This is a genomic window from Nocardiopsis tropica, assembly GCF_042660575.1.
In the GTDB taxonomy this organism is placed as follows: domain Bacteria; phylum Actinomycetota; class Actinomycetes; order Streptosporangiales; family Streptosporangiaceae; genus Nocardiopsis; species Nocardiopsis tropica.
Genome location: NZ_JBHSUF010000004.1, coordinates 167951 through 190182, shown reverse-complemented (window position 1 = coordinate 190182; position 22232 = coordinate 167951). Strand labels below are relative to the sequence as shown.

Below are 22232 nucleotides of genomic sequence, written 5' to 3'. Positions count from 1 at the left end.
CGGTACGGCTCCCGGACGTTTCCCGGGACCGGCCCCTCCAGGGCCCGGCCCGCGGCCCCGTCCCTCCAGGCTCGCCCTGCGGGCCCGTCGCCGGTCTCCGACCGACCCGGCCGCGGCGGCTCCCGGCGTGTCCCGGACCCCGCCCCGGCCGCGGCCCCGCGCCCGGCCCCGCGCCTGGCCCCGCGGCCGGTGAGCCGGGGCCCGCGTGACACGCGGGCGGCGGGCCGGAGGCGTCCGTGACGCCCCGGCCACGGGGCGGCGAAGACCGCGCCAACTCACGGAACGGGGTCTGGCCTCCCGCGCCCCCGTGGGGCACACTCACCGGAGCCGTCCGCCACCCCCGCGTAAGGATCCAGCCCAGGATGACCTCCCCCGCACACACCCGCGGCACGGGACCCGCCGTCCCCCGCGGCGCCCGCCGCCTCCCGCGCCCGCTCGCCCCGGTCCTCGCCCTGGCCGTGGGCGCCGCACTGCTCCTCCCCGTCCCGGCGACCGCCGCCCCGGCACCCGGGCCCTCGGCCGTCGGCTCGCCCGCACGGTACGTGGACCCGTTCATCGGCACCTCCGGCGGCGGCAACACCTACCCCGGCGCGGTGCGGCCGTTCGGCATGGTCTCGTGGAGCCCCACCACGACCCGCGGCGACCAGACCGACACCGGGGCCGCCAACGGCTACGCCTACGACGCCACCCGGGTCCGGGGGTTCGCGCTCACGCACGTCAACGGCGCCGGGTGCCATCCCGGAGCGGCGGGGGACGTGCCGGTCATGCCGGTCACCGTGCCCGTGGACACCTCGCCCAGCGCGGACGGCGCGGACGAGGTCTACGCGAGCGACTTCGACCACGCGGACGAGTCCGCCACCCCGGGCCGCTACACCGTCACCCTGGAGAACGGGGTGCGCACCGACCTGTCCGTCACCGACCGGGCGGGCGCGGGCGAGTTCGCCTTCCCCGACGGCGTCCCCGCGAACCTGCTCTTCCGCACCTCCAACTCGCTCAACGGCAGCGAGGACGCCGAGATCAGCATCGACGAGGAGGCGCGCACGGTGTCCGGCTCCGTGCTGACGGGCGCCTTCTGCGGGCAGCGGGCCAACGGCGGGGAGAACAACCGCAGGTCGTACTACCGCCTGCACTTCACCGCGCACTTCGACACCCCGTTCACCGAGGTCGGCACCTGGGAGGACGGCGAACTCCGGGAGGGCGCCACGACCGCGTCGGGCGGTGAGGGCTACGACAGGGCCGCCCGCCGGGGCGCCGGTTCCGGCGGCTACGTCGGTTTCGAGGAGGGCGCGACCGTGGGCGTGCGCGTGGGGATCTCCTACGTGGACGCGCACGGGGCCGAGGAGAACCTGGCCGCCGAGATCCCCGCAGGGGAGGGCGCGGACGTGGACGCGGTCGCCGCGGAGGCGGAGGAGGCGTGGAACCGGCGCCTGCGCACCGTCCGCGTCGGCGGCGGCACCGAGGACCGGCTCACCTCCTTCTACACCGCCCTCTACCACTCCCTGCTCCAGCCCAACCTGGTCAGCGACGTCGACGGGCGCTACCCCGGCATGGACGGCGAACCCCACCGCATCACCGGCGACCAGGGCGCCCAGTACACGAACTTCTCCGGCTGGGACCAGTACCGTGCGCAGATCCAGCTGCTGGCGCTCCTGGAACCGGAGGTGGCCGGCGACTTCGCCCAGTCCCTCCTGAACTTCTCCGAGCAGAACGGAGGGGTGTGGGACCGCTGGGTCCACATCAACGGGCCCACCCACGTGATGACGGGCGACCCCTCCGCCGCGACCCTGGCCACGTTCGCCGCCATGGGCGTGGACGGCTTCGACACCCGGGCCGCCTACGACTCGCTGCGTGCGCAGGCCACCGAGCCGCACCCCGACGGGCTGTCCGACGCCGGGTGCCCCGGCCAGTGCGAGGGACAGCGGCCGCACCTGGAGCGCTACCTCGAACTCCACTACGCGCCCCAGGACGACTGCCACTGCTGGGGCGGGGCGGCCGAGACCCTGGAGGCCTCCGTCGCCGACCACTCCCTGGGCCAGTGGGCGGCCCGGCTCGGACGCGGGTCCGACGCCGCCGCCTTCGCCGAGCGCGGCGGGTACTGGCGCAACGTGTTCAACCCCGACGCGACCCCCGGCGCCGGGTACGTCCAGGCGCGCGACGCCGACGGCTCGTGGGTGACCCCGTTCGACCCCGCCCGGGACACCGGCTTCGCCCAGGGCACGAGCGCCACCTACACCTGGATGGTGCCGCACGACGTCGGCGGCCTGGCCGAGGCGATGGGCGGGCGCGGGGCCGCCGCCGCACGCCTGGACGGGTTCTTCCGCACCCCCGGCGGCGAGTGGTCGGTGGGCGGCGGCGACCCCCTCCGCTACGACCCCACGAACGAGCCCGGCATCCACGCCCCCTGGCTGTACAACGCGCTCGGCCAACCGTGGAAGACCCAGGAGACGGTGCGCGAGATCGCCGCCTCCCAGTACGGGACGGGGCCGAGCGGGCTCCCGGGCAACGACGACCTCGGGACCATGTCCGCCTGGTACGTCTTCGCGAGCCTGGGGCTCTTCCCGCAGGCGCCCGGACGCGGCGAACTGCTGCTGTCCAGCCCCGTGTTCCCGTACGCGCGGATCGCTCCGCGGGGGCGCCCGCCCATCACCGTGGTCGCCCGCAACGCCGGTCCGGACGCGGTCTACATCGACTCGGTGCGCCTGGACGGTGAGCCGTACGGGCGCTCGTGGCTCCCGGAGGACTTCACCACCGGGGGAGGGACCCTCACCCACGTCCTGGGCACACAGCCGGACACGGAGTGGGCCACCGGCGCGGAGGACCTGCCGGTCGACCACTGACACGGGCCCGCGCTCGCCGCGCCCGCTCCGCGAGGACCGGGCGCGGGGGCCTCGACCCCGGGCGGGAGTCGAGGCCCCGCCCCCACCCGGTGTCAGGCCTGCACGGTGAGGCCCGCGCGGCTCGGAACCGGCGGCCCTGGCGACCTCACGGCGGGGGAGGGGCCGCGAGGCCCGCCTCGTGGGCGAGCAGGCCGGCCTGCGTGCGGTTCTCGCAGTCGAGCTTGGCGAGCATGCGCGACACGTAGCTCTTCACGGTCGACTCGGACAGGAACAGGCGGGCGGCGATCGAGGCGTTGGACATGCCCTCGCCCAGACAGCCCAGGAGTTCGCGCTCCCGTACGCTCAGACCCCGCACGCGTGCGCGCGCGTCCTCCGCGCGGACGCGGTCGCCGGCCGAGGCGCCCAGCAGGCGGCGGGCCGCGACAGGCGACATCACCGTGTGCCCGTCGGCGGCCACCCGCACGAGGTTGACCAGGTCCTCCGCGGGCGTGGTCTTGACCAGGAACCCGATCGCGCCGGCGCTGAGCGCGCGCACCACGTGCGCGTCGTCGTCGAACGTGGTGAGCGCCACGACGACCGGCGGGTCCGCCAGCGCGTTGACGCGCCTGATGGCGGCGATGCCGTCGACCCCCGGCATGCGCAGGTCCATCAGCACGACCCGGGGCCGCAGGCGGACCACGGCCTCGACCGCCTCCGCACCGTCCCCGGCCTGGCCCACCACCTCGATGTCGTCCGCCGAGCCGAGGATCGTGCGCAGGTGCGCGCACACCATCGGCTCGTCGTCGACCACGACCACCCGGATCACGGAGCCTCCCCCGTCCTGTCCCCGTCCGGCAGCACCGCACCGATCCTGAACCCCCCGCCGCCGTCCGGCCCCGCCGCGAACGTCCCGCCGAGCAGGTCCACGCGCTGGCGCAGCCCCTCCAGCCCCGACCCCGCCCCGCCCCCGGCGAACAGGGGGTCGGGCGAGGTCACGGGGGCGGAGTTCACCACCTCGACCACGACGGCGTCCGGGCGGTAGCGCAGGTCCACCCCGACCCCGGAGCCCGGGGCGTGCTTGCGGGCGTTGGTCAGCCCCTCCTGCACGATGCGGTACACCGCGCGGGCGGTGTGCGGGGCCGCTCCGGCGGGGGCCCCGGTGACCGTCAGCTCCACCCGCTGCCCGGCCGCGCGCGCCTCCTCCGCCAGTACGGCCGGGTCCGGCCCGGGCTCCGCGGGACCGGCGGGGAACGCGTCCGGGTGCTCCGCGTCCGCGGCCCGGTCCTCCCGCAGCACCCCCATGATCCCGCGCAGCTCCTCGATCGCGCGGCTCCCCGCCGCGCGGATGCCGTCGGCCGCCTCGCGGACCCCCGGGTCCGAGGTCGCCACGGCCAGCGCGCCGGCCTGCAGCACCATCAGGCTGACCTGGTGCGAGACCACGTCGTGCATCTCCGCCGCCAGGCGCCTCCGCTCGTCGGCCCGGGCCCGGTCGGTGAGCAGCGCCCGCTCCCGCTCCTCCTGGAGGACCCGCTCCCGGCGCGCCTCCCCCAGCCTCGCCCAGAGGCTGAGGGAGGCGCCGCCGAGGACGGGCGCCGCAGCGTTGAGCACCGTGACCAGGACGGGGCCGCCCGCGGGCAGGGCCACGGCGGTGGCGACCGCGACGTAGCCGGCCAGCGCCGCCCCGCCCAGGGCGAAATGGCGGGGCGCCCACCCCTCGCGCACCAGGACCGCGCCGCACCAGGCGACCGCGAGGAGCGGCCACACGAGGCCGCCCTCGTGGGAGAGGTCGCGCCACACCGAGTCGGGGGCGACCAGCAGGACGCACGCGGCGACCGTGACCAGGACGGACGTGAGCGGCTCCGGTCGCGCCACGGGCGCCGCCAGCGACGCGGCGACCATGACCGCGACGCCGAGGGCCACCGTGCCCGGGGCGGCGCCGGGCATGATCGCCTGGCAGAACAGTCCGTTGGCCACGGCGACCACGGAGAGGACGACGGCCGCCGCCCTGCGCATGCCCGCGTCGCGCCGCGCCGGCGCCGACGGCGGCCCCCCGGCCCCTGTCACCGGGGCCGTGTCCGCCCCGTCCGTATCGACCATGCCCCCACGGTAGGCCCGCGCAGGGCCGGTCGGGGCGGGCCGGGGACGGAAGACAACTTTCGTCGACGGGGAAGACCACCTTGTGTGCTCGCGGGTCCACCGCCCCGGACGGTTGCCTGGAGCGAGCCGGTCCACGAGGGGCCGGGACAGCACTCGCATCCGGAGGCGGCGTGATCGAGGTCGAGGAACTGACCAAGGAGTACAGGGGGCGCAAGGCGGTGGACGCACTCTCGTTCACGGTCCCGGCAGGGCAGGTCACGGGCTTCCTCGGGCCCAACGGCGCGGGCAAGTCGACCACGATGCGGCTCGCGCTGGGCCTGGAGCGCCCCACGGAGGGGCGCGTGCTGGTGAACGGCCGCCGCTACCGCGATCTGACGGAGCCCATGCGCGAGGTCGGGTCCCTGCTCGACACCGAGGCCGTTCCTCCCGGCATGACGGGCGCCGCCCACCTGGGGTGGCTGGCCCGCGCCGGCGGCCTGCCGGCCCGCAGGACCGGCGAGGTCCTGGAGGCGGTCGGCCTGGCCGACGCCGCCCGGCACAGGATCGCGAGCTACTCGCTGGGCATGCGCCAGCGCCTGGGCATCGCCGGGGCGCTGCTCGGAGACCCGGGCACGCTCGTCCTCGACGAGCCCGTCAACGGTCTGGACCCCGAGGGGGTGCGGTGGATCCGCACCCTGCTGCGGGGCCTGGCCGCGGAGGGGCGCACCGTCCTCGTCTCCAGCCACCTGATGAGCGAGATGGCCGACACCGCCGACCGGGTCGTGGTGATCGGCGCGGGACGGCTCATCGCCGAGGAGAGGACGGACGAGCTCATCCGGCGCGGGGCCACGGGGAGGGTGGGCGTCTCGACCCCGCACCGGGACCTGCTCGCGGCCGTCCTGGACGAGGCGGGCCTGGCGGTCGAGCGCGACGCCTCCGGCGGGGGGCTGACCGTGCTCGGCGCGGACGCGGCCCGGGTGGGCGAGATCGCCGCCCGCCACGGCGTCACCCTGCACGCCCTGGTCCAGCAGCGCGCCAGCCTGGAGGACGTCTTCATGGAACTCACCGGCGACACCGCCGTGCACCGCTTCGCCCCGGTCGGCCCCCGATGACCCCGGGCCCCGGCACGCCCGGCCGTCGCGCCCCGCGGCGGCTCCGCGGGGCGGCCGGACACCACAGCCCCACACCCATGAGGAGAACACCATGACCACGGCGACCGGGCCGACCGCTCCCGCGACCGGCCGACGGCCTCCCGGGTTCGCCGCGGCGCTCCGATCGGAGTGGTACAAGTTCTGGGCCCTGCCCTCCAACCGGACGATCCTGGTCGTGGCCGTCGCACTGACGCTCGGCATCACCCTGCTGATGGCGGTGTTCGGCGATACCGCCGCCATGGCCCGGGAGCAGGAGGACGGCCGGTACAGCGTGATCTTCTTCGGCAGCACGCTCGGCGTGTGGGTTCTCGCCGCGCTGGCCGCCAATGTCGTCGCCTCCGAGCACCGCAACGGGACGGTCGCCCTCACCCTGGCCGCGACCCCCCGCCGCGGGCGCACCCTCGCCGCGAAGCTGGCCATCGTCGCGGCGCTCGCGCTCGGATGCGGGCTCGTGGTCTCCCTGGCCAACTTCGCCCTCACCCAGGCGGCCCTGGCGGCGGCGGGGGAGGCCCCCGTCCGGTTCTCGGACCCGGGCATGCTCCGCGCCGTGCTCCTCTACATCCCGGTGTCCGCGTTCTCCCAGTCCCTGCTGGCCGCGTGCGCGGCCGTCGTGCTGCGCAGCGCCCCGGGGGCCTTCGGCCTCGTGGTCCTCCTCAGCACGCTGCCCGTCGTGGGAGCCCGCTTCTTCGGTCCCTGGTGGAGTGAGAACGTTCCCCGGCACATGGTCGGCGCCGCGTCCGAGAGCGTGGCGGGTATGGCCGTCCCGGGCACGGAGGGCTTCCTGCCCACCCTGCCCGCGCTGCTCGTCATCGCCGTGTGGACCGCGGTGTCCGTGGCGGTGGCGGCGGCGGCCTTCACCCGCCGGGACGCCTGAGCCCTGCGCGCCGATGGCAGAGGGGCCCGCCGCGCCATCGGGGGCTGTCTGTTCCCGGACGCCCCGCGGCGCCCGCCGCGCCCGCTCCGCGAGGACCGGGTGCGGCGGGCGCGGGGGCCTCACCGCCGGCGGGACCGGCGCGCCGCCCCCGACCGGCGTCAGGCCTCCACGGTGAAGCCCGCGCGGAGCAGGTCCTCCTCCCGCGACGACGGGCCTACGAGGAGCTCGAACCCGCCCGGTTCGACCACGCGTGCGCCCGAGGCGTCCACGATCGTGCAGTCGGCCACCGGCACCTCGATCTCGACGACACGGGACTCGCCCGGTTCGAGACGCACCTGCCGGTACGCCTTGAGCTCCTTCTCCGCCCACGTCACCGACGCGACCGTGTCGCAGACGTAGGCCTGGACGGTCTCCAGCGCGGGCCTGGCGCCCGTGTTGGCCACCGTGACCCGGGCGCGGACGGTGTCCCCGGGCCCGACACAGGGGCGGGGGATCCGCAGGTCCGCGTATTCGACGGTCGTGTAGGAGAGTCCCTGGCCGAACGCGAACGCGGGGCGCTGCGTGAGGTCCGCGTACCGGTCGCCGTGCTGGCCGCGCACCTGGTTGTAGAACGTCGGCTGCTGGCCGGCGTGCCGCGCGAAGGAGATCGGCAGGCGGCCCGAGGGCTCCACCAGCCCGAGCAGCAGCTCCGCGACGGCGCGCCCGCCCAGCATGCCCGGGTTGGCCGCGTACACGAGCGCGGCGGCGTCCAGCGCGGAGTCCGGCAGCACCAGCGGCTTGGAGGCGACCACCACGACGACCATCGGGGTCCCGGTCGCGGCGAGGGCGTCCAGGAGCGCGACCTGCCCGCCCACGAGTTCGAGGGTCGCGGTCGACCTGCCCTCGCCCACGAGCTCGATCCGGTCGCCGACCACGGCGACGACGACGTCGGCGTCCTCGGCCGCCGCCACCGCCTCCCCGATCATCCGCCCGTCGGGTTCGGCGGGGACCACGACGCGGGGGCGCGGCTGGCCGTCGGGGAAGAACTCCCCCTCCGGGTCCGGGGCGAGGCGGAGGATGTCCGCGCCGCGGGCGTGCCGCACCTTCCATCCCTGCGGGAAGTGGTCGCGCACGCCGTCCAGGACGGTCCGGACCATCCCGCGCGGGTGGCCGTCCGGAAGCCAGTCCACCTGGCCCGACGCGCCGGCCCAGTCGCCGAGCTGGGTGTGGGGGTCGTCGGCGTTGGGCCCCACCACGGCGACGGTGCGCGCCGGGGCGTCCGCGGCGGCGTCGGCCCGCCCGGAGGCGTCGGCGCGGAACCCCCCGTCCAGGGGCAGGGTGCCGTCGTTGGCCAGCAGGACCAGGGAGCGGCGGGCGACCTCCAGGTTCAGGTCGGTGTGCTCCCGTGCGCCGATGACCGCGGCCTGGCGCTCCGGACTGGGATGGCGCGGGTCCTCGAACAGCCCGAGCTCGAACTTGAGCGTGAGGATGCGGCCGACGGCGGCGTCGATCTCCGCCTCGGCCAGCATGCCCCGCGCGACCGCCTCCTGGGCGCCCTCGAAGAACTGCGGCGTGGTCATCACCATGTCGTTGCCCGCGCGGACCGCGGCCGCCGCGGCCTGGGCGTGGTCGGCGTACACGCGCTGCTCCCACACCATGCGGCCCACGTTGTCCCAGTCGGTCACGAGCGTGCCGGTGTACCCCCACTCGCCGCGCAGGACCTCGTCGAGCAGCCAGTCGTTGACCGTGATCGGCACGCCGTCCATGGACTGGTAGCCGAGCATGAAGGTGCGGCAGCCCTCGCGGGCGACCCTCTCGAACGGGGGCAGGAACCACGAGCGCAGCTTGCGCCGCGAGATGTCCGCCTCGCTGGCGTCGCGTCCGCCCTGCGTCTCGGAGTAGCCGGCGAAGTGCTTGGCGCACGCCAGGATCGCCGTCGGGTCCTCCAGCCCCTCGCCCTGGTAGCCCCTGACCATCGCCGAGGCCATCTCGCCGATGAGGAAGGGGTCCTCGCCGAAGGTCTCGCCGACGCGTCCCCAGCGCAGGTCGCGGGCGATGCACAGCACCGGGGAGAACGTCCAGTGGACACCGGTCGCGGCGACCTCGACGGCCGTGGTGCGGGCGACCCTCTCGACGAGCCCGGCGTCCCAGGTCGCCGCCATGCCGAGCTGGGTCGGGAAGATCGTGGCCCCCTCCCAGAAGGAGTGCCCGTGGATGCAGTCCTCGGCGACGAGGAGGGGGATGCGCAGCCGCGTCCGCCCGGTCAGGGCCGCCGCCTCCAGGACCCGCTCGGGGGAGGTGTGCAGGATCGAGCCCGCGTGCATGTCCTCGATGAGCGGGCGGACCCCGTCCTTGGCGTCGAGCTGCAGCATCTGGCCGACCTTCTCGGGCAGCGTCATGCGTCCCAGGAGGTCGGCGACCCGCTCGGCGTGGCCCAGCGCGGGGTCGAGGTAGGGAAGGGGTGCGTTCAACGGGGTTCTCTCCTGCGGCGTCGGCTGGGCGCGGTCTGGTCGAGGGTGCGGGTCGGCATGGCGGGAGGCTGTCACGGACAGCCATGGGAACGCTCCCATGGGCACGGCTCGTGGGATTCCCCCGCGAACACGGGCCCCTCCGACACCCTCGTGACGGGGACGCGCCCCGCCCCGCGGTGAGGAGCGGTCCGCGTACGGTCGTACGCTACGGCAGCCACCGCCACCCGCGTCAAACCGGGGGCCGCAACGTACCGGGTACCACGGGCGGGCGGACGCGCGGCCCCGCACCGGCCCGCCCGCGCGCCCGGTCCCCGTGCTCCACGGCGGCGAGTCCGCCTGGGGCGGCCACCGGCCCGCCCGCGCACCCGGTCCCCGCCGACGCATCGTCGGGGGCGCCGTGCGGCCCCGAGGCGGGCCTGTCCGCGCCGCCACCCCCGGCTTACCTCCGCACCTGTGATCGCTCACCTCTCCGCCACTGCCTCGGCCGCCGGGGGCCCGCGTAGTGTTCAGCTGGTCGCCCGGAGCCACCGGGAAACCCCGCAGGAGGGAACGAACCGATGAGGAAAGTCGCCTACCGCATCGCCGCCAGGCTGGGCATCGTCGACAGCGAGCGCCTGACCCGTCCCTACATCTACTACTAGGCCGCCGCCTCCCCGGACCCGCGCCCCGGTCCGCCCGGCCCCCGACACACCCGCGGACCCCCCAAGCGCGGGTCCCGGAGCCTCCGGGACGCCGCGGGCACCGACCCCGGACCGCGGTCCGGCGGACACGGCCCCGGCGTCCCGACCCCCCGCCGCTCCCAGGGCCCGTGCCGATCCTCCGGGGCACGGGCCCACCGCCTTCCCAGGACGGTCCCGATGACGGTCACCCACACAGCCCCTCCGGGACCCGGGGGAGGGCGCGGCACGGCCAACGCCGCCGACTACGCCCTGGACCCGCTCGGCTTCCTCACCGGGGCGGTGCGCGAGTTCGGCGACGTCGTCTCCCTGAGCTCCTCCAACGTGCTCCTGGCCCACCCCGAGGACATCGGCCGCGTCCTGGTCGACCGGGGCGAGAACGTCGTCAAGATCAGCGAAGGCACCCGGCGGGGGCCCACCGGCTTCCCCCGCGCCATGATGAACAGCGAGGGGGCGGACTGGGAGCGCAAGCGCGCCCGGCTCCGTCCCGCCTTCCGCAGCGAACGCCTCGCACACCTGGAGGAGGCCGCGCGGGAGGGCGTCGCCCGCACGGTCGGATCGTGGACGGACGGGCAGACCGTCGACGTGCACCACGAGATGTCCCGGCTGGCCATGCTGGTGGGCGCCACCCACATCGCGGGCCGCGAACCCGGGGAGCACGGCGAGGCCCTGGCCGGCGCCGTGGCCGCCATCATGCGGCTCACGTCGTCCCCGCGCCTGCCCGCCTGGCTGCCGACCCGCGTCAACCGCGACCTGCGGAGGTCCCTGCGCGACCTGGACGACGCGCTCGCGGTGATGATCCGCGAACACCGCGACGACGGCGCCGGGACGGCCCTGGACGCCCTCCTCGCCGACGACCCGCCCTTCGAGGAGGTCCGCGACGAGCTGGCCACCCTGCTGATGTCGGGCTACGAGACCACCGCGGACGCGCTGACCTGGCTCCTCCACCTCCTGGGGGCGCACCCGGAGGCGAACGCCCGGATGGACGAGGAGGGGTTCGCCCGGGCCGCCGCCAAGGAGGCCGTGCGCCTCTACCCGCCCGCGTGGGTCATCAGCCGGGAGACCGTGCGGCCGTTCGAGGCGGGCGGCCACACCCTCCCCGCCGGGACCGTCCTCGGGCTCAGCCCGTGGGTGACCCACAGGGACGAGCGGTGGTTCCCCCGGGCCGGCGAGTTCCGCCCCGAGCGCTGGCTCGCGGGCGGGCCCTCCCACCGCTACGCCTACTTCCCCTTCGGGGCGGGGCCGCGCGGATGCATCGGGGCGTCGATGGCCCTGCGCGAGGTGGAGGTGATCGCCGGGGAGCTGTGCGCCCGCGTGCGCCTGGAACCCGTCGCGCCGGAGGCGGTGCGGCCGCGCCCGGCCCTGGCACTCCAGCCCCGCGGGGTGCGCGCGGTGGTCCGGAAGCCTCGGCGCGGCTGACCGCCCCGGCTCCCCTGCGCCGTCGGGCCCCGGGGCGCCGGGCCCCGCCCCGAGCTCCGCGCCCACCGGGTGCGGCCGGTCCGGGCTCCCGCTCCGCCGGGGAGCGTCCTCGCGGGCCTCCGGGCGGACGGCCGTCCGGAGGCCCCACCGGGGACGGTGTGCGACGTTCGGCCCGGTGGCGCCCGGACGGCCGTCGTCGACCACGCGGCGGGCCGGCGCCGGGCGTTGGCGGTGTGGGGCGTCGAGGGCCTTTCGGTGGTCGGGGTGGACGGCGCGATCCACACCGGTACCGAGGCCCTCTTCGCCTGTGTCGGCCGGGGCGGGTGTCACCAACCTCCGGTACACCTAGCGCCGGGCGCAGACCAGGAAGAACGGGATGGCGACGAACAGCCGCCCCGTCCCGGCGCGCTCGCGCTGCTCGTCCGCCCACGCGGCCGCCTGATCCGCGGGGACCGCTCCCGCCGCCACGGCCGCCGAGGCCAGGCCGGTGAGCATGGGCAGGACACCGGCGTCGGTGAACAGGAGCACGCTGCCCTCCACCTCCACGTCCCCGAAGCCCGCCTCCAGCAGCAGGGCGCGCTGGCGCCGGGGCGCGCGGGGGTCGGGCATGCCGTCGGCGTACGAGGAGACGATCGCGCGCGTCAGCACCGGGTCTGCCGAGTCCACGGCGTACGCCTCCCAGTCCTGGCCGAGCAGGACGACGCGGCCCCCGGGGACCAGGACCCTCCGGGCCTCGGCCAGGGCGCGCGCGGGATCACCGAGGGAGTGGTAGACCTTCTCCGCCCTGTACCCCTGGACGCGGCCGTCGGGCAGGGGGAGCGCGTAGGCGTCGCCGCGCAGGAACCCCGGTCCGGGGTGGCGCCGGCGGGCGGCGCCGAGCATGCGCGGGTCGAGGTCCACACCGACCACGCGCGGCCCCTCGGCGGCGATCTCCGCCGCCGCGCGTCCCGTCCCGCAGCCCACGTCCACGACCGTGTCCCCCGGCCCCGCGCGGAGGAGTTCCCGCGCGCGCGAGCGCAGCCGCACCGCCGCGGGCGTCAGGTCGAACCGGTCCAGCCTGGCCAGGAGCCGGTCGGTGTCCGACCGTTCTGAGGTCCGCATGGAAGGGATTGTGCGGCCCCGCCGACCGGACGGCAAGACCCCCGCGCCCCTCCCGCACGACCCCGGCCGCGCCCGCGGCGTCGCGGCGCCGGTCGTGCGCTCCGCGCGCCGGGACACGGGGCGTCCGCGCACAGCTGCGCCCCGCTCGCCGGTGGCGGACGGGGCGCAGCGGACCAGGGGTCATTCGGAGGGTTCGGGAAGCTCGGGGCATTCGATGGTCGGGTTGACCCCCACGTAGTTCAGGGGGCCGACGAAGACCGTGCCCACGGTGTGCCCGAGGTTCGAGCACGAGGCCTCGTCCGCGCCGAACAGGCCGCGCTGGAACGCGGCGATCAGGCCGATGAGAAGCCACAGGACGACCAGCGTCGAAAGAACGATCTTCACGCGCACTCTCTGCCTCCAAGGGGGGTGAGCTGACGAGGCGGCGTTGCTTCGCCAGGGACCTACCCGCGAGGAGGGGCGTCTCACCTGCTTCGCCCGCCGGGCGGTGCCGCGCCGCCCGGCGACCGGCTCAGGGCCACACGTCGAAGCGCCACCGGGTGGGACCGTGCGGCAGTTCGTCGGCGGGGAACGCGAACACCGTCGACGGCGTGACGGTGAAGACCCGGTAGGGCGGCGGACCCGCGGTCGGCGCCCCCTCGGGGCCGGTCAGCTCGCCGTTCCCGGGGGCCGGGGCCCACCCGTAGCGCTCGGCGTACGCCGCGGCGACCCTGTCCAGGTGCTCGGCGTCCAGCACCGCCTCGACGGTCCCCTCCACCACCACGTCCATCCGGCCCGTGCCGAACGCCAGGCTCACGTCGGGCGAGGACGCCATCAGGCGGGACTTGGCCGAGGACTGCCCCGAGGCGAAGCAGGGCTGGCCGTCCACCCACACCGCCAGCAGCGGCCGCGTGTGCGGAGGGCCCTCCGCGCGGGACACGGTCAGCCAGTACGTCCCGGCCGTCTCCACCAGGTGGGGGAGAACCTCCGACCACACGCCGGGGGGTCCGCTCGTCAGGGACTCGGCCTTGGGATCCGGAAAAGCGAACACGACACACTCCTCTGGGCTCTCTGGCGTGAACAGACCAGGGTAATGGGCGGTGCCGACACTCACGCCGCCGCGGGCGCGGTGCGCCGGACGCGCAGCGCGAACCCGGCGAAGACCACGGCTGCGCCGACGGCAGTGGCGAACATGACCACCGTCATGCTGGACAGCGTCACCGGGCCGAACAGCCCGGCGGTGGCGGCCAGGCCGGACCCGATCGCGAACTGGAGCGAGCCCAGCAGGGCCGAGCCGCTTCCGGCGACCTGGGGCGGCTGCCCGTTCAGGGCCAGCGCGGTCGCGTTCGGCGACACCAGGCCGGTGAACACCATCATCACGAACAGGGCGGCGGTCACCGTCACCAGGTCGGCGAGGCCCGCGGTGTCCAGCAGCGCCAGGCCCGCCACCGACAGGATCGACCCGACCAGGCCGAGGATCAGCCGGCGGTGGATCTCCACCCGGGGGATGAGGAACGCGTTGAGCTGGTTGCCGAGGATCATCCCGAGGGTGGTCACCGCGAACACCAGGCTGAACTCCTGGGCGTTCGCACCGAACCGCGACTGCGACACGAACGAGAACGTCGAGATGTAGGTGAAGCTCATGCCGAAGCTCAGCGCGAGCGTGAGCGTGGGCCCCGTGAAGCGGATGTCGCGCAGCAGGCTGCCGAACACGCGCATCTGCGCGCGCGGGCTGACCCGCTGGCGCTCCTCGCGCGGCAGGCTCTCGGGCAGGCCGAACAGGACCAGGCCGAAGGACAGCAGGCCTGCGGCGCCCAGCACGGCGAAGAGCAGCTGCCAGGGGCCGAAGAAGAGGAGCTGGCCGCCCAGGACCGGGCCGAGCATCGGCGCCAGCCCGGCGAGCAGCACGAGCCGTGAGAAGAAGGTGGCGGCGGCGTCGCCGTCGAACACGTCGCGCACGATCGCCCGCGAGACCACCAGTCCGGCGGCGGCGGACAGCCCCTGGAGGAAGCGCAGCGCGCTGAACGCCTCCACGCTCGACACCATCGCGATGGCGAGCGTCGTGGCGGTGAACACGCCGATCCCCGCGAGGAGCGGAAGGCGGCGCCCCCACCGGTCGCTGAGCGGTCCGATGACCAGCTGTCCCAGGGCGAGACCGGCCATCACCGACGTCAGGGTGAGCTTGACGCTCGACTCGCTGGCGCCGAGGTCGGCGGAGATCTGGGGCAGGGCGGGCAGGTACAGGTCGGTGGCCAGCGGGCCGAGGGCGGACAGCACGCCCAGGACGAGCACGAGCAGCAGCGTGCGGCGGCGCGTGCTCCGGTCCGCGCCGCGAGGGGCGGCGTCCCGGACGTCGGTCGCGTCGGCGCGGACGACCGGGGTCGCCTCGTCGGTCGCGGCGGTCTCCGGGGCGCGGTGCTTCGGGCGCACGGAAAGAAGGGTCACAGGGGCTCCAGCACAGGAAAGGTCAAGGACAGGGAGAACCGGGAAGGTGCTCGGGCGCCGTGAACCGCCTTCGGGCGGGGCACCGTCAAGAAAGTCCCACGTGGGGATACTCCCGGCACCAACACACGACCTGCGCTCGGCAATCCCGGCTTTACCCGGCGATCCGCGTGATCCGCGTTACGTCGCGAGAACCCCTGTGTGGGACGGGGTTGCGGAGGACTGTGACGGCGGCCATGCGGGCCGCGGCGCGGGCCGGCGAGCCGTGGTCAGGGGCGTGGCGGCCGGCCCGGCGGCGGCCTCCGGGGCAGCGCGCGGCCGGAGCCCTCTCGCCGGCCCCGGCGCGGGCCCTTCCACGGGTCGGGACCGCCGTCGGCGGCGGTGCGGGGCACGGCCTGTGGCGCCGCAAGGGGAACTCCACCCACGCCGGGGGGCGTGCTCGCGGATCCCGTCGTGCGCGGCCCCGGTCCAGGGATCCCTGGCCCGTTTCCCACCGTTCTGCACACCGATGTCTCCAGGGGTTGCTACGGTCGCGCTCCCGATCCCGATCGTCGTGTCGTGAGCCGACGCCCCCCAGGAGCCCCGGTGCGCCCCACCGCCCTCGCCGCTTCCGCGGCCGCCGTCCTGCTCGCCCCCGGCCTCAGCGCCTGCGCCGAGGATGTCCCGGTGGAGTACTCCTTCGAGTCCATGGAGGAGATGGAGCCCGACCTGCCCGCCCCGGGGGAGGCGATGCCGGTCCTCCTCGAGATCGGGGACACCCACACCTGGGACGACGGCCTGTCCGTGGGGCTGTCCGACGTCGAGCGGCCCGACGAGGACGTCCTCGGAGACAGCGGCGGTCGGGACAGGGTCACGTTCACCGTCGCCCTCACCAACGACGGTGACGTCCCGGTGCGGATCGACCGCATCGACTGGTTCTGCACCGGCGGCGTCGAAGGCGACGACGAGGCGTTCGACGGGGACGCACACGAGCGGCCAGGCACGATCCAGCCAGGCGCCGCCGGCGTCCTGGAGCCCGCCTGCGAGATGCCCGCCGAGGAGTACGGACTCCTGCTCCTACTGGGCCTCTCCAGACCCGGCGACGCGGAGCTCGCGCACGAGGTCGTGTTCTTCTCCGGCGTCGTCGAGTAGGCGGGGGCAGGCGGACCAGGGTGGCGTCGGCGCCGGGCGGGGGGAGCCCGGGGCGCGTGGGCCGGGCTCCTCGACGGCGACCCCGCAGGGCCGGACGTGTGCCCGCGTGAGCCCGGACGCCTGCTCCCGGCGCCCGGTCGGGTTTGCGCGCCCGTGTGCCGCCGCCGGGGCCGTGCCCGGCCGGTCGGGAGGGTCGGGGAGCACGCGCGCCGCCGAGCGAAACAGGAATTTCACTTATGACGGTCTTGTCCGGCGCCGGCCGTGTCGGTAGGAACGGTGGGGACCCCCAGGAGGAGCCCCCGTGCACCAGCCCCCTCAGCCGCGCCCCCGCCCCCGCCCCCGCCCCCGCCCCCGGTCCGCCCTCTCCGGCACACTGGCCGCCGTCCTCGCGGCGGGCCTGCTCGCCACCCCCGGCGCGGCGTCCGCCGACCCCGTCCCGCGCGGGGAGGCCGCCAACGGCTCCGAGCGCAACGACCGGGCCGCCGGGGCGGAGGCCCTGGCCGGCGCCGCCCCGCACGCGTTCGCCGCTCCGCCGGCCGCCGCCGGGGTGGACCCGGACGCCCCCTACCCCAGGCGGACCGCACTCCCTGAGCCGCCGGAGGACCCCGACGACCACTCGGTCAGGCTCGGCCTCATGCCCTACCACGGCATCGCGCCCGCCCTCAACGAACTCCAGGAAGCCTCCGACCGGGTGAGCGCGGAGGTCGTCGGCACCTCTGTGCAGGGCCGCGACATGTACCTGGTCACCGTCACCGAACCCGAGAACCGGGCCGAGTCCGACCACCAGAGACGGATGCGCGAGCTGATCTCGCAGGACCCCGCGCGGGCCGCCCGGGACAGGACCCTGCCCGACCGCTACAAGGCCCCCGTGCTCGTCAACGCCAACATCCACGGCAACGAGTGGGAGGGCACGGACGCGTCGCTGCGGGTCATCGAGGAGCTCGCGACCGGCACGGACGAGGCGACGGAGGAGCTGCTGGAGAGCACGCGGCTGTACTTCGTGGTGACCGCCAACCCGGACGGCCGCGTGGCGGGACAGCGCGCCAACAGCCGCGGCTTCGACCTCAACCGCGACTTCGTCACCGTCTCCCAGCCCGAGACGGCGGCGGTGCGCCAGGTCGTGATCGACACCCAGCCCCTGGTCCTGCTCGACCAGCACGGGTACGTCAACGGCACCCTCATCGAGCCGGGGACGCCCCCGCACGGCCAGAACTACGAGTACGACCTCTACATCGAGCACACGTACGCGAACGCGGAGAACATGGAGGAGGCCGTCCTCGACCTCGGGTACACGCCCGAGGACGACGGGGTGGAGCCCCCGCAGATCCCCTTCCGCGACTGGGAGGACGGCTGGGACGACTGGCCGCCGATCTTCACCCCCATGTACGCGCCCTACCAGGGAGCGGTCTCCTCCGCCACGGTCGAGTTCCCGATGCGCGTCAACAACGCCGCCTACGACGACCTGGACGAGGAGGAGCTGCGGCGCCGCTCGGCGATCAACACCGACGTCTCCGCCGCCACCATCGGGGCGACGCTGGCCTACGTCGGGGAGAACCGCGACGAGCTCGTCGGCGACCAGATCGAGGTGTTCCGCCGGGGCGCGGCCGGTGAGGAGCAGGTCGTGCCCCCGCAGGGGTGGGTGCCCGGGTTCGACCCGGAGGACGTGTGGACCACCGAGTTCCCGCGCGCCTACGCGATCCCCGCGGAGGGTCCGGCCGCCGCCCGCCTCGTGGACCTGCTCGTCGCCAACGACGTGGTCGTCGAACGCGCGAACGAGGGCTTCGAGGCGGGCGGGACCTCCTACGGCGCCGGGACGTACGTGGTGGACATGCACCAGCCCAAGCGCGGCATGGCCAACGTCCTCCTGGAGGACGGGCGGGACATCAGCGAGGACATCGGCGCGATGTACGACATCTCCGGATGGAGCCACGGGCTGCTGTGGGGGGCGCGGGTCGACGCCCTCCACACCGAGGTCGGGGCCGACACCGCGCCCGTGGCGGCGGCCGCCCCCTCCGGGCGGGTGGACGAGGCGGGCGGGCACGGCTGGGAGCTGGCACTGGACGACGGGGCCCAGGCCGCGGCCCTCAACGCCCTGCTCGCCGACGGCGTCGAGGTGGCGTGGAGCGGGCGGGGCAGTGTGCTCGTCCCCGCGTCGGCCGCCGGCGCCGTCGAGCGTGTCTCCGACCGCCACGGGGCGGTCTTCGCCGGGGCGGAGGACGGCGGGGGCGAGGCGCTGTCGGCGCCGACCGTCGCCGTGGCGGGCGCCGCCGACGAGCTGTTCACCCTCGACCGGATGGGGTTCGACGTCGAACCGGTGTCCACGCGCGTGCTCAACGACGGGTTCGACTGGACCGGGGTGGACGTGCTCTACGTGTCGAGCGGGCTGGTCCACGCCGACCTCGACGCGGAGGCCCGCGCGGACCTGGACGCGTTCCTGGAACACGGCGGAGTGGTGGGAAGGGGCCCGACGGGCGCCCGCTTCAACGACCAGGCCGGTCTGTTGGACGTGGTCAGGCATGCGGGACGCCCGGACGCCAACGGCGTGGTGGCCGTGACCGCAGGGGACGGGGTGCTGGCCGGGACGGGCGGGCACTCGTTCGTGTACTCGCCCGGGTGGTTCACCGACCTGGGCGAGGACGTGTCCGTCGAGCAGTCCTACGCCGCCGAGGGGCCGCTCGTGGCCGGGCACTGGCGTGCCGACGCGAACGGGGAGGGCGGCCAGGACGCCGCAGCCGGACGGGCCTCCGTGGTCAGCGGTGTCGCGGAGCGGGGCGCGTCCGTGGTGCTGTTCGGCACCGAGCCGCTGTTCCGCAACCACCCCAAGGGCCTCTTCGGGCAGGTCGCCCAGGCCCTCTACTGGAGCTCGCTCGCCCAGGAGGGCTGAGCCCGCCCGCACCGGCGCCGCCCCGGAGGAGGACTCCGGGGCGGCGCGGTCGCCCGGGGATCCCGGTCTTGCCCGGAAATTGTCAAGGCGTCGGTCTCAGCACGGAAAGCCTTTGGCGTAATGAGCCCTCTTTCTCCGGGCGGATGAGTGACCCTTGAAGGAGGGAGGGAATTCTGCCTGTCCGGGCCGGACCTTCCCGCGGGGGAGCAGTGCGCCATGTACGAACAACCGCCGGGTGGACCTCAGTACCCTCAGCAGCCGCCTCCCGGACAGCCACCGCCCCCGCAGAAGAGGAAGGCCTGGCCCTGGGTCCTGCTCGGCTGCGGCGGTGCCGCGCTGCTGGTGATCATTCTGGGCGTCGCCTGCACGGTGTCGCTGTTCGCCGGAGGATCCGGCGGGGAGCCGGCCGACGACGCGGGCGAGGCCGAGTCCGTCGGCATGGGCGAGCCCGGCACGGTCGGCCAGTGGGAGGTGACCGTGAACGGTATCGAGACGGCCGCCACCTACGGGGACGAGTTCTCCCAGGAGACGGCGCAGGGCGAGTACGCGATCGTGGACCTCACCGTGGAGAACACAGGGACCGAGGCCACGACCTTCGACAGCTCGGCGATCAGCCTCGTCGACTCCGAGGGCAACACCCACTCGTCGAGCGGGTCCCTGACAGCCGATTCCCTGTTCCTGGAGCAGATCAACCCGGGCAACGAGGTCTCCGGGACCGCTGCGGTGGACGTGCCGGAGGGAACCGAGATCACCGAGGTCGAGGTGACGGACACGTTGTCGACGGAGGGCCCGCTGGTGGTCCAGGTGGACTGACGGCCCAACGACCCGGGCTGTCCCGGGAGCCCGGGAGGGAACCCGGCCGCCGGGCCCCGCGGTCCGGGGCGGCGGGCGGGAGGCACCCGCCTGGAAAATCCGTGGTGTCCGGGCGCAGCCGCCCTAGGGTGCCTGCCATGACCACTCCTGCCCCCTCGCTCCGCCTCGCGGAGATCACCCCCGCGAACGTCGACGCCGCCCTCGGGGTGAAGGTCCGCGAGGACCAGAACGCCTTCGTGGCCCCCGTGGAGCGCTCCCTGGCCGAGGCCTATGCCTCCCGCGCCACGGCCTGGCCCCGCCTCGTCATGGACGGGGACGAGGCCGTCGGCTTCGTCATGGCCAACTTCGCCCCCGACGAGGAGGAGCCGGACTTCCGCTGCGGCATCTGGCGGCTCAACATCGCCGGGGACGCGCAGGGGAGGGGGTACGGGCGGTTCGCGGTCGGGGCCGTCGCCGCCGAGGCGCGCGTGCGGGGGAACCGGAGGCTCACGGTGATGTGGGTGCCGGGCGGGGGCGGACCCGAGGGCTTCTACCTGGGTGCGGGGTTCCGGCCCACCGGACGGGTGATGGGCGGACAGGTGGTCGGGGAGATGGTCCTCGACCGGTGAGGGGGACGGCCCCGCCGCAGGGGCGGGGCCGCGAACCCCTCCGCACCGTCAGTGGCCCCGGTCGATCCACTCCTGGAGGTGGGGCGCCTCTTCGCCGACCGTCGTCGAGTCACCGTGCCCGGTGCGCACCACCGTGTCCGGGGGCAGCGTCAGCAGCCGGTCGCGGATGGACCCCACGATCGTCGGGAAGTCCGAGTAGGACCGCCCCGTCGCCCCCGGCCCGCCCCGGAAGAGAGTGTCCCCGCTGAAGAGCGTCCCCAGCTCCGGCGCGTACAGGCACACCGCCCCCGGGGCGTGGCCCGGGGTGTGCAGCACGCGCAGCCCGGTCCCGGCCACCGCGACCGTCTGCCCGTCGGCCAGTTCCCCGTCGGGGGCGCGGTCCGGGTGGGTCGTGTCCCACAGCACCCGGTCGTCGGGGTGCAGCAGGATCGGGGCGCCTACGGCGTCGGCCACCGCCGGGGCGGCGTTGACGTGGTCGTTGTGCGCGTGCGTGCACACCACGGCCACGACCCTGCGACCGCCGACCGCAGCCAGGATCGCGTCGGCGTCGTGGGCCGCGTCGACGACCACGACCTCCTCGTCGTCACCGACCAGCCAGACGTTGTTGTCGACCTCCCACTCGCCGCCGTCCAGGGCGAACACACCGGAGGTGGTCAGGAGTTCCACGCGCGCGCCGCTCACAGCCGCACCACCGAACGCAGGACGTCGCCGCGCTCCATGCGGACGAAGGCCTCCTCGATGTCGCCCAGGCCGATCTCCTCGCTGACGAAGGCGCCCAGGTCCAGGCGGCCCTGGAGGTGGAGGTCGACGAGCATGGGGAAGTCCCGCGAGGGGAGGCAGTCGCCGTACCAGGACGACTTCAGCGCGCCCCCGCGCCCGAACACGTCCAGCAGCGGCAGCTCCAGGCGCATCTCCGGCGTGGGCACGCCCACCAGGACCACGGTGCCCGCCAGGTCGCGGGCGTAGAACGCCTGCTCGTAGGTGGAGGGCAGCCCGACCGCGTCGATGACCACGTCCGCGCCGAAACCGCCGGTCAGCTCGCGGATCGCCTCGACGGGGTCCGCGGCGGAGGCGTTGACCGTGTGGGTGGCGCCGAAACCGCGCGCCTGCTCGAGCTTGCGGTCCTCCAGGTCCACGGCGATGATCCGGTTCGCCCCCGCGAGGCGGGCCCCGGCGACGGCCGCGCAGCCCACGCCGCCGCAGCCGATGACCGCGACGGAGTCGCCGCGGGTCACCCCGCCGGTGTTGACGGCGGCGCCGATCCCGGCCATGACCCCGCAGCCGAGCAGCCCGGCGGCGGCCGGTGAGGCCTCCGGGTCGACCTTGGTGCACTGGCCCGCGGCGACGAGGGTCTTCTCGGCGAAGGCGCCGATGCCCAGGGCGGGGGAGAGCTCGGTGCCGTCCTCCAGGGTCATCCTCTGGGTGGCGTTGTGGGTGTCGAAGCAGTACTGGGGGCGGCCGCGCCGACAGGCGCGGCACTCACCGCACACCGCGCGCCAGTTCAGGACGACGTAGTCGCCGGGCCGGACGTTGACGACGCCCTCGCCGACGGACTCCACCACGCCCGCGGCCTCGTGGCCGAGCAGGAACGGGTACTCGTCGTTGATGCCGCCCTCGCGGTAGTGCAGGTCGGTGTGGCACACCCCGCACGCCTGGACCCGGACCACTGCCTCCCCGGGGCCCGGATCGGGGACGACGATCGTGGTCAGTTCGACGGGTGCTCCCTTGGCACGGGAGATCACACCCTGTACCCGCTGAGACATCTGGGCTCCCAAGACGTGGCTGTTGGCCGGAGCCGGCGGGCTCCGCTC

General features: G+C 75.2%; 18 protein-coding genes. 9 read left to right on the top strand and 9 right to left on the bottom strand.

Going from position 1 to position 22232, the window contains the following annotated elements; all coding sequences use genetic code 11:
• Window positions 1–362: 362 nt before the first annotated feature.
• A complete protein-coding gene (locus tag ACFQBR_RS08390; protein WP_344180629.1) occupies window positions 363–2837 on the top strand; it encodes a GH92 family glycosyl hydrolase in 2475 nt (824 codons plus the stop codon).
• 145 nt (window positions 2838–2982) lie between these two features.
• Here ACFQBR_RS08390 and ACFQBR_RS08385 read toward each other — a convergent pair whose 3' ends face one another.
• Together ACFQBR_RS08385 and ACFQBR_RS08380 are read right to left on the bottom strand one after the other, a co-directional pair.
• Window positions 2983–3642, bottom strand: coding sequence for a response regulator transcription factor (locus ACFQBR_RS08385; protein ID WP_344180627.1), 660 nt, complete (start codon window positions 3640–3642; stop codon window positions 2983–2985).
• A complete protein-coding gene (locus ACFQBR_RS08380) occupies window positions 3639–4913 on the bottom strand; it encodes a sensor histidine kinase (protein WP_344180625.1) in 1275 nt (424 codons plus the stop codon). The genes ACFQBR_RS08385 and ACFQBR_RS08380 overlap by 4 nt, the downstream gene beginning before the upstream one ends.
• A gap of 170 nt (window positions 4914–5083) precedes the next feature.
• On the opposite strand from ACFQBR_RS08380, the gene ACFQBR_RS08375 reads away from it, so the two are divergent.
• Window positions 5084–6004 (top strand): ABC transporter ATP-binding protein, encoded by a 921-nt coding sequence (locus ACFQBR_RS08375; protein ID WP_344180623.1) that lies wholly within the window; start codon window positions 5084–5086, stop codon window positions 6002–6004.
• 91 nt (window positions 6005–6095) lie between these two features.
• Window positions 6096–6917: a hypothetical protein gene (locus ACFQBR_RS08370; RefSeq protein ID WP_344180621.1), complete on the top strand. Its 822-nt coding sequence runs from the start codon at window positions 6096–6098 to the stop codon at window positions 6915–6917.
• Between the two features lie 158 nt (window positions 6918–7075).
• Here the strand turns inward: ACFQBR_RS08370 and ACFQBR_RS08365 are convergent, their stop codons facing one another.
• On the bottom strand, window positions 7076–9367 hold the full coding sequence (locus tag ACFQBR_RS08365; protein ID WP_344180619.1) for an exo-beta-d-1,3/1,6-glucosidase: 2292 nt from the start codon (window positions 9365–9367) through the stop codon (window positions 7076–7078).
• 557 nt (window positions 9368–9924) lie between these two features.
• Here ACFQBR_RS08365 and ACFQBR_RS08360 point away from each other — a divergent pair.
• Complete coding sequence (locus ACFQBR_RS08360; protein ID WP_352982781.1) at window positions 9925–10008, top strand: cittilin family RiPP precursor; 84 nt, start codon at window positions 9925–9927, stop codon at window positions 10006–10008.
• 216 nt (window positions 10009–10224) lie between these two features.
• Window positions 10225–11463 (top strand): cytochrome P450, encoded by a 1239-nt coding sequence (locus ACFQBR_RS08355; RefSeq protein ID WP_344180617.1) that lies wholly within the window; start codon window positions 10225–10227, stop codon window positions 11461–11463.
• Between the two features lie 345 nt (window positions 11464–11808).
• Here ACFQBR_RS08355 and ACFQBR_RS08350 read toward each other — a convergent pair whose 3' ends face one another.
• The 4 genes from ACFQBR_RS08350 to ACFQBR_RS08335 form a co-directional block, all read right to left on the bottom strand.
• Window positions 11809–12564 (bottom strand): methyltransferase domain-containing protein, encoded by a 756-nt coding sequence (locus ACFQBR_RS08350; protein ID WP_344180615.1) that lies wholly within the window; start codon window positions 12562–12564, stop codon window positions 11809–11811.
• 180 nt (window positions 12565–12744) lie between these two features.
• Window positions 12745–12954, bottom strand: a complete 210-nt coding sequence (locus tag ACFQBR_RS08345; protein ID WP_267949824.1) for a hypothetical protein — start codon at window positions 12952–12954, stop codon at window positions 12745–12747.
• Between the two features lie 121 nt (window positions 12955–13075).
• Window positions 13076–13594, bottom strand: a complete 519-nt coding sequence (locus tag ACFQBR_RS08340) for a pyridoxamine 5'-phosphate oxidase family protein (RefSeq protein WP_344180613.1) — start codon at window positions 13592–13594, stop codon at window positions 13076–13078.
• 59 nt (window positions 13595–13653) lie between these two features.
• Window positions 13654–14844 (bottom strand): multidrug effflux MFS transporter, encoded by a 1191-nt coding sequence (locus ACFQBR_RS08335; RefSeq protein ID WP_378552836.1) that lies wholly within the window; start codon window positions 14842–14844, stop codon window positions 13654–13656.
• 726 nt (window positions 14845–15570) lie between these two features.
• On the opposite strand from ACFQBR_RS08335, the gene ACFQBR_RS08330 reads away from it, so the two are divergent.
• The 4 genes from ACFQBR_RS08330 to ACFQBR_RS08315 all read left to right on the top strand — a co-directional run bounded on the left by ACFQBR_RS08330 (window position 15571) and on the right by ACFQBR_RS08315 (window position 20421).
• The gene (locus tag ACFQBR_RS08330; protein ID WP_344180609.1) at window positions 15571–16116 is read left to right on the top strand and encodes a hypothetical protein; all 546 of its coding nucleotides are present in this window, start codon (window positions 15571–15573) and stop codon (window positions 16114–16116) included.
• Window positions 16117–16417: 301 nt separating this feature from the next.
• The gene (locus tag ACFQBR_RS08325; RefSeq protein ID WP_378552685.1) at window positions 16418–19000 is read left to right on the top strand and encodes a M14 family zinc carboxypeptidase; all 2583 of its coding nucleotides are present in this window, start codon (window positions 16418–16420) and stop codon (window positions 18998–19000) included.
• Window positions 19001–19216: 216 nt separating this feature from the next.
• Window positions 19217–19813, top strand: coding sequence for a DUF4352 domain-containing protein (locus tag ACFQBR_RS08320; RefSeq protein ID WP_344180605.1), 597 nt, complete (start codon window positions 19217–19219; stop codon window positions 19811–19813).
• 137 nt (window positions 19814–19950) lie between these two features.
• Window positions 19951–20421: a GNAT family N-acetyltransferase gene (locus tag ACFQBR_RS08315; protein ID WP_344180603.1), complete on the top strand. Its 471-nt coding sequence runs from the start codon at window positions 19951–19953 to the stop codon at window positions 20419–20421.
• Window positions 20422–20469: 48 nt separating this feature from the next.
• Here the strand turns inward: ACFQBR_RS08315 and ACFQBR_RS08310 are convergent, their stop codons facing one another.
• Window positions 20470–21102 (bottom strand): MBL fold metallo-hydrolase, encoded by a 633-nt coding sequence (locus ACFQBR_RS08310; RefSeq protein ID WP_267949831.1) that lies wholly within the window; start codon window positions 21100–21102, stop codon window positions 20470–20472.
• Window positions 21099–22184 carry an S-(hydroxymethyl)mycothiol dehydrogenase gene (locus tag ACFQBR_RS08305; protein ID WP_267949832.1) on the bottom strand — a complete coding sequence of 362 codons (1086 nt, stop codon included), beginning with the start codon at window positions 22182–22184 and terminating at the stop codon, window positions 21099–21101. The genes ACFQBR_RS08310 and ACFQBR_RS08305 overlap by 4 nt, the downstream gene beginning before the upstream one ends.
• Window positions 22185–22232: the final 48 nt, after the last annotated feature.

Excerpts from the sequence above, each read along its gene's own strand:
- ACFQBR_RS08305 (WP_267949832.1), bottom strand. The coding sequence starts at position 22,184 with ATGTCTCAGCGGGTACAGGGTGTGATCTCCCGTGCCAAGGGAGCACCC.
- ACFQBR_RS08360 (WP_352982781.1), top strand. The coding sequence starts at position 9,925 with ATGAGGAAAGTCGCCTACCGCATCGCCGCCAGGCTGGGCATCGTCGAC.
- ACFQBR_RS08315 (WP_344180603.1), top strand. The coding sequence starts at position 19,951 with ATGACCACTCCTGCCCCCTCGCTCCGCCTCGCGGAGATCACCCCCGCG.
- ACFQBR_RS08320 (WP_344180605.1), top strand. The coding sequence starts at position 19,217 with ATGTACGAACAACCGCCGGGTGGACCTCAGTACCCTCAGCAGCCGCCT.
- ACFQBR_RS08355 (WP_344180617.1), top strand. The coding sequence starts at position 10,225 with ATGACGGTCACCCACACAGCCCCTCCGGGACCCGGGGGAGGGCGCGGC.
- ACFQBR_RS08390 (WP_344180629.1), top strand. The coding sequence starts at position 363 with ATGACCTCCCCCGCACACACCCGCGGCACGGGACCCGCCGTCCCCCGC.
- ACFQBR_RS08350 (WP_344180615.1), bottom strand. The coding sequence starts at position 12,564 with ATGCGGACCTCAGAACGGTCGGACACCGACCGGCTCCTGGCCAGGCTG.
- ACFQBR_RS08370 (WP_344180621.1), top strand. The coding sequence starts at position 6,096 with ATGACCACGGCGACCGGGCCGACCGCTCCCGCGACCGGCCGACGGCCT.
- ACFQBR_RS08380 (WP_344180625.1), bottom strand. The coding sequence starts at position 4,913 with ATGGTCGATACGGACGGGGCGGACACGGCCCCGGTGACAGGGGCCGGG.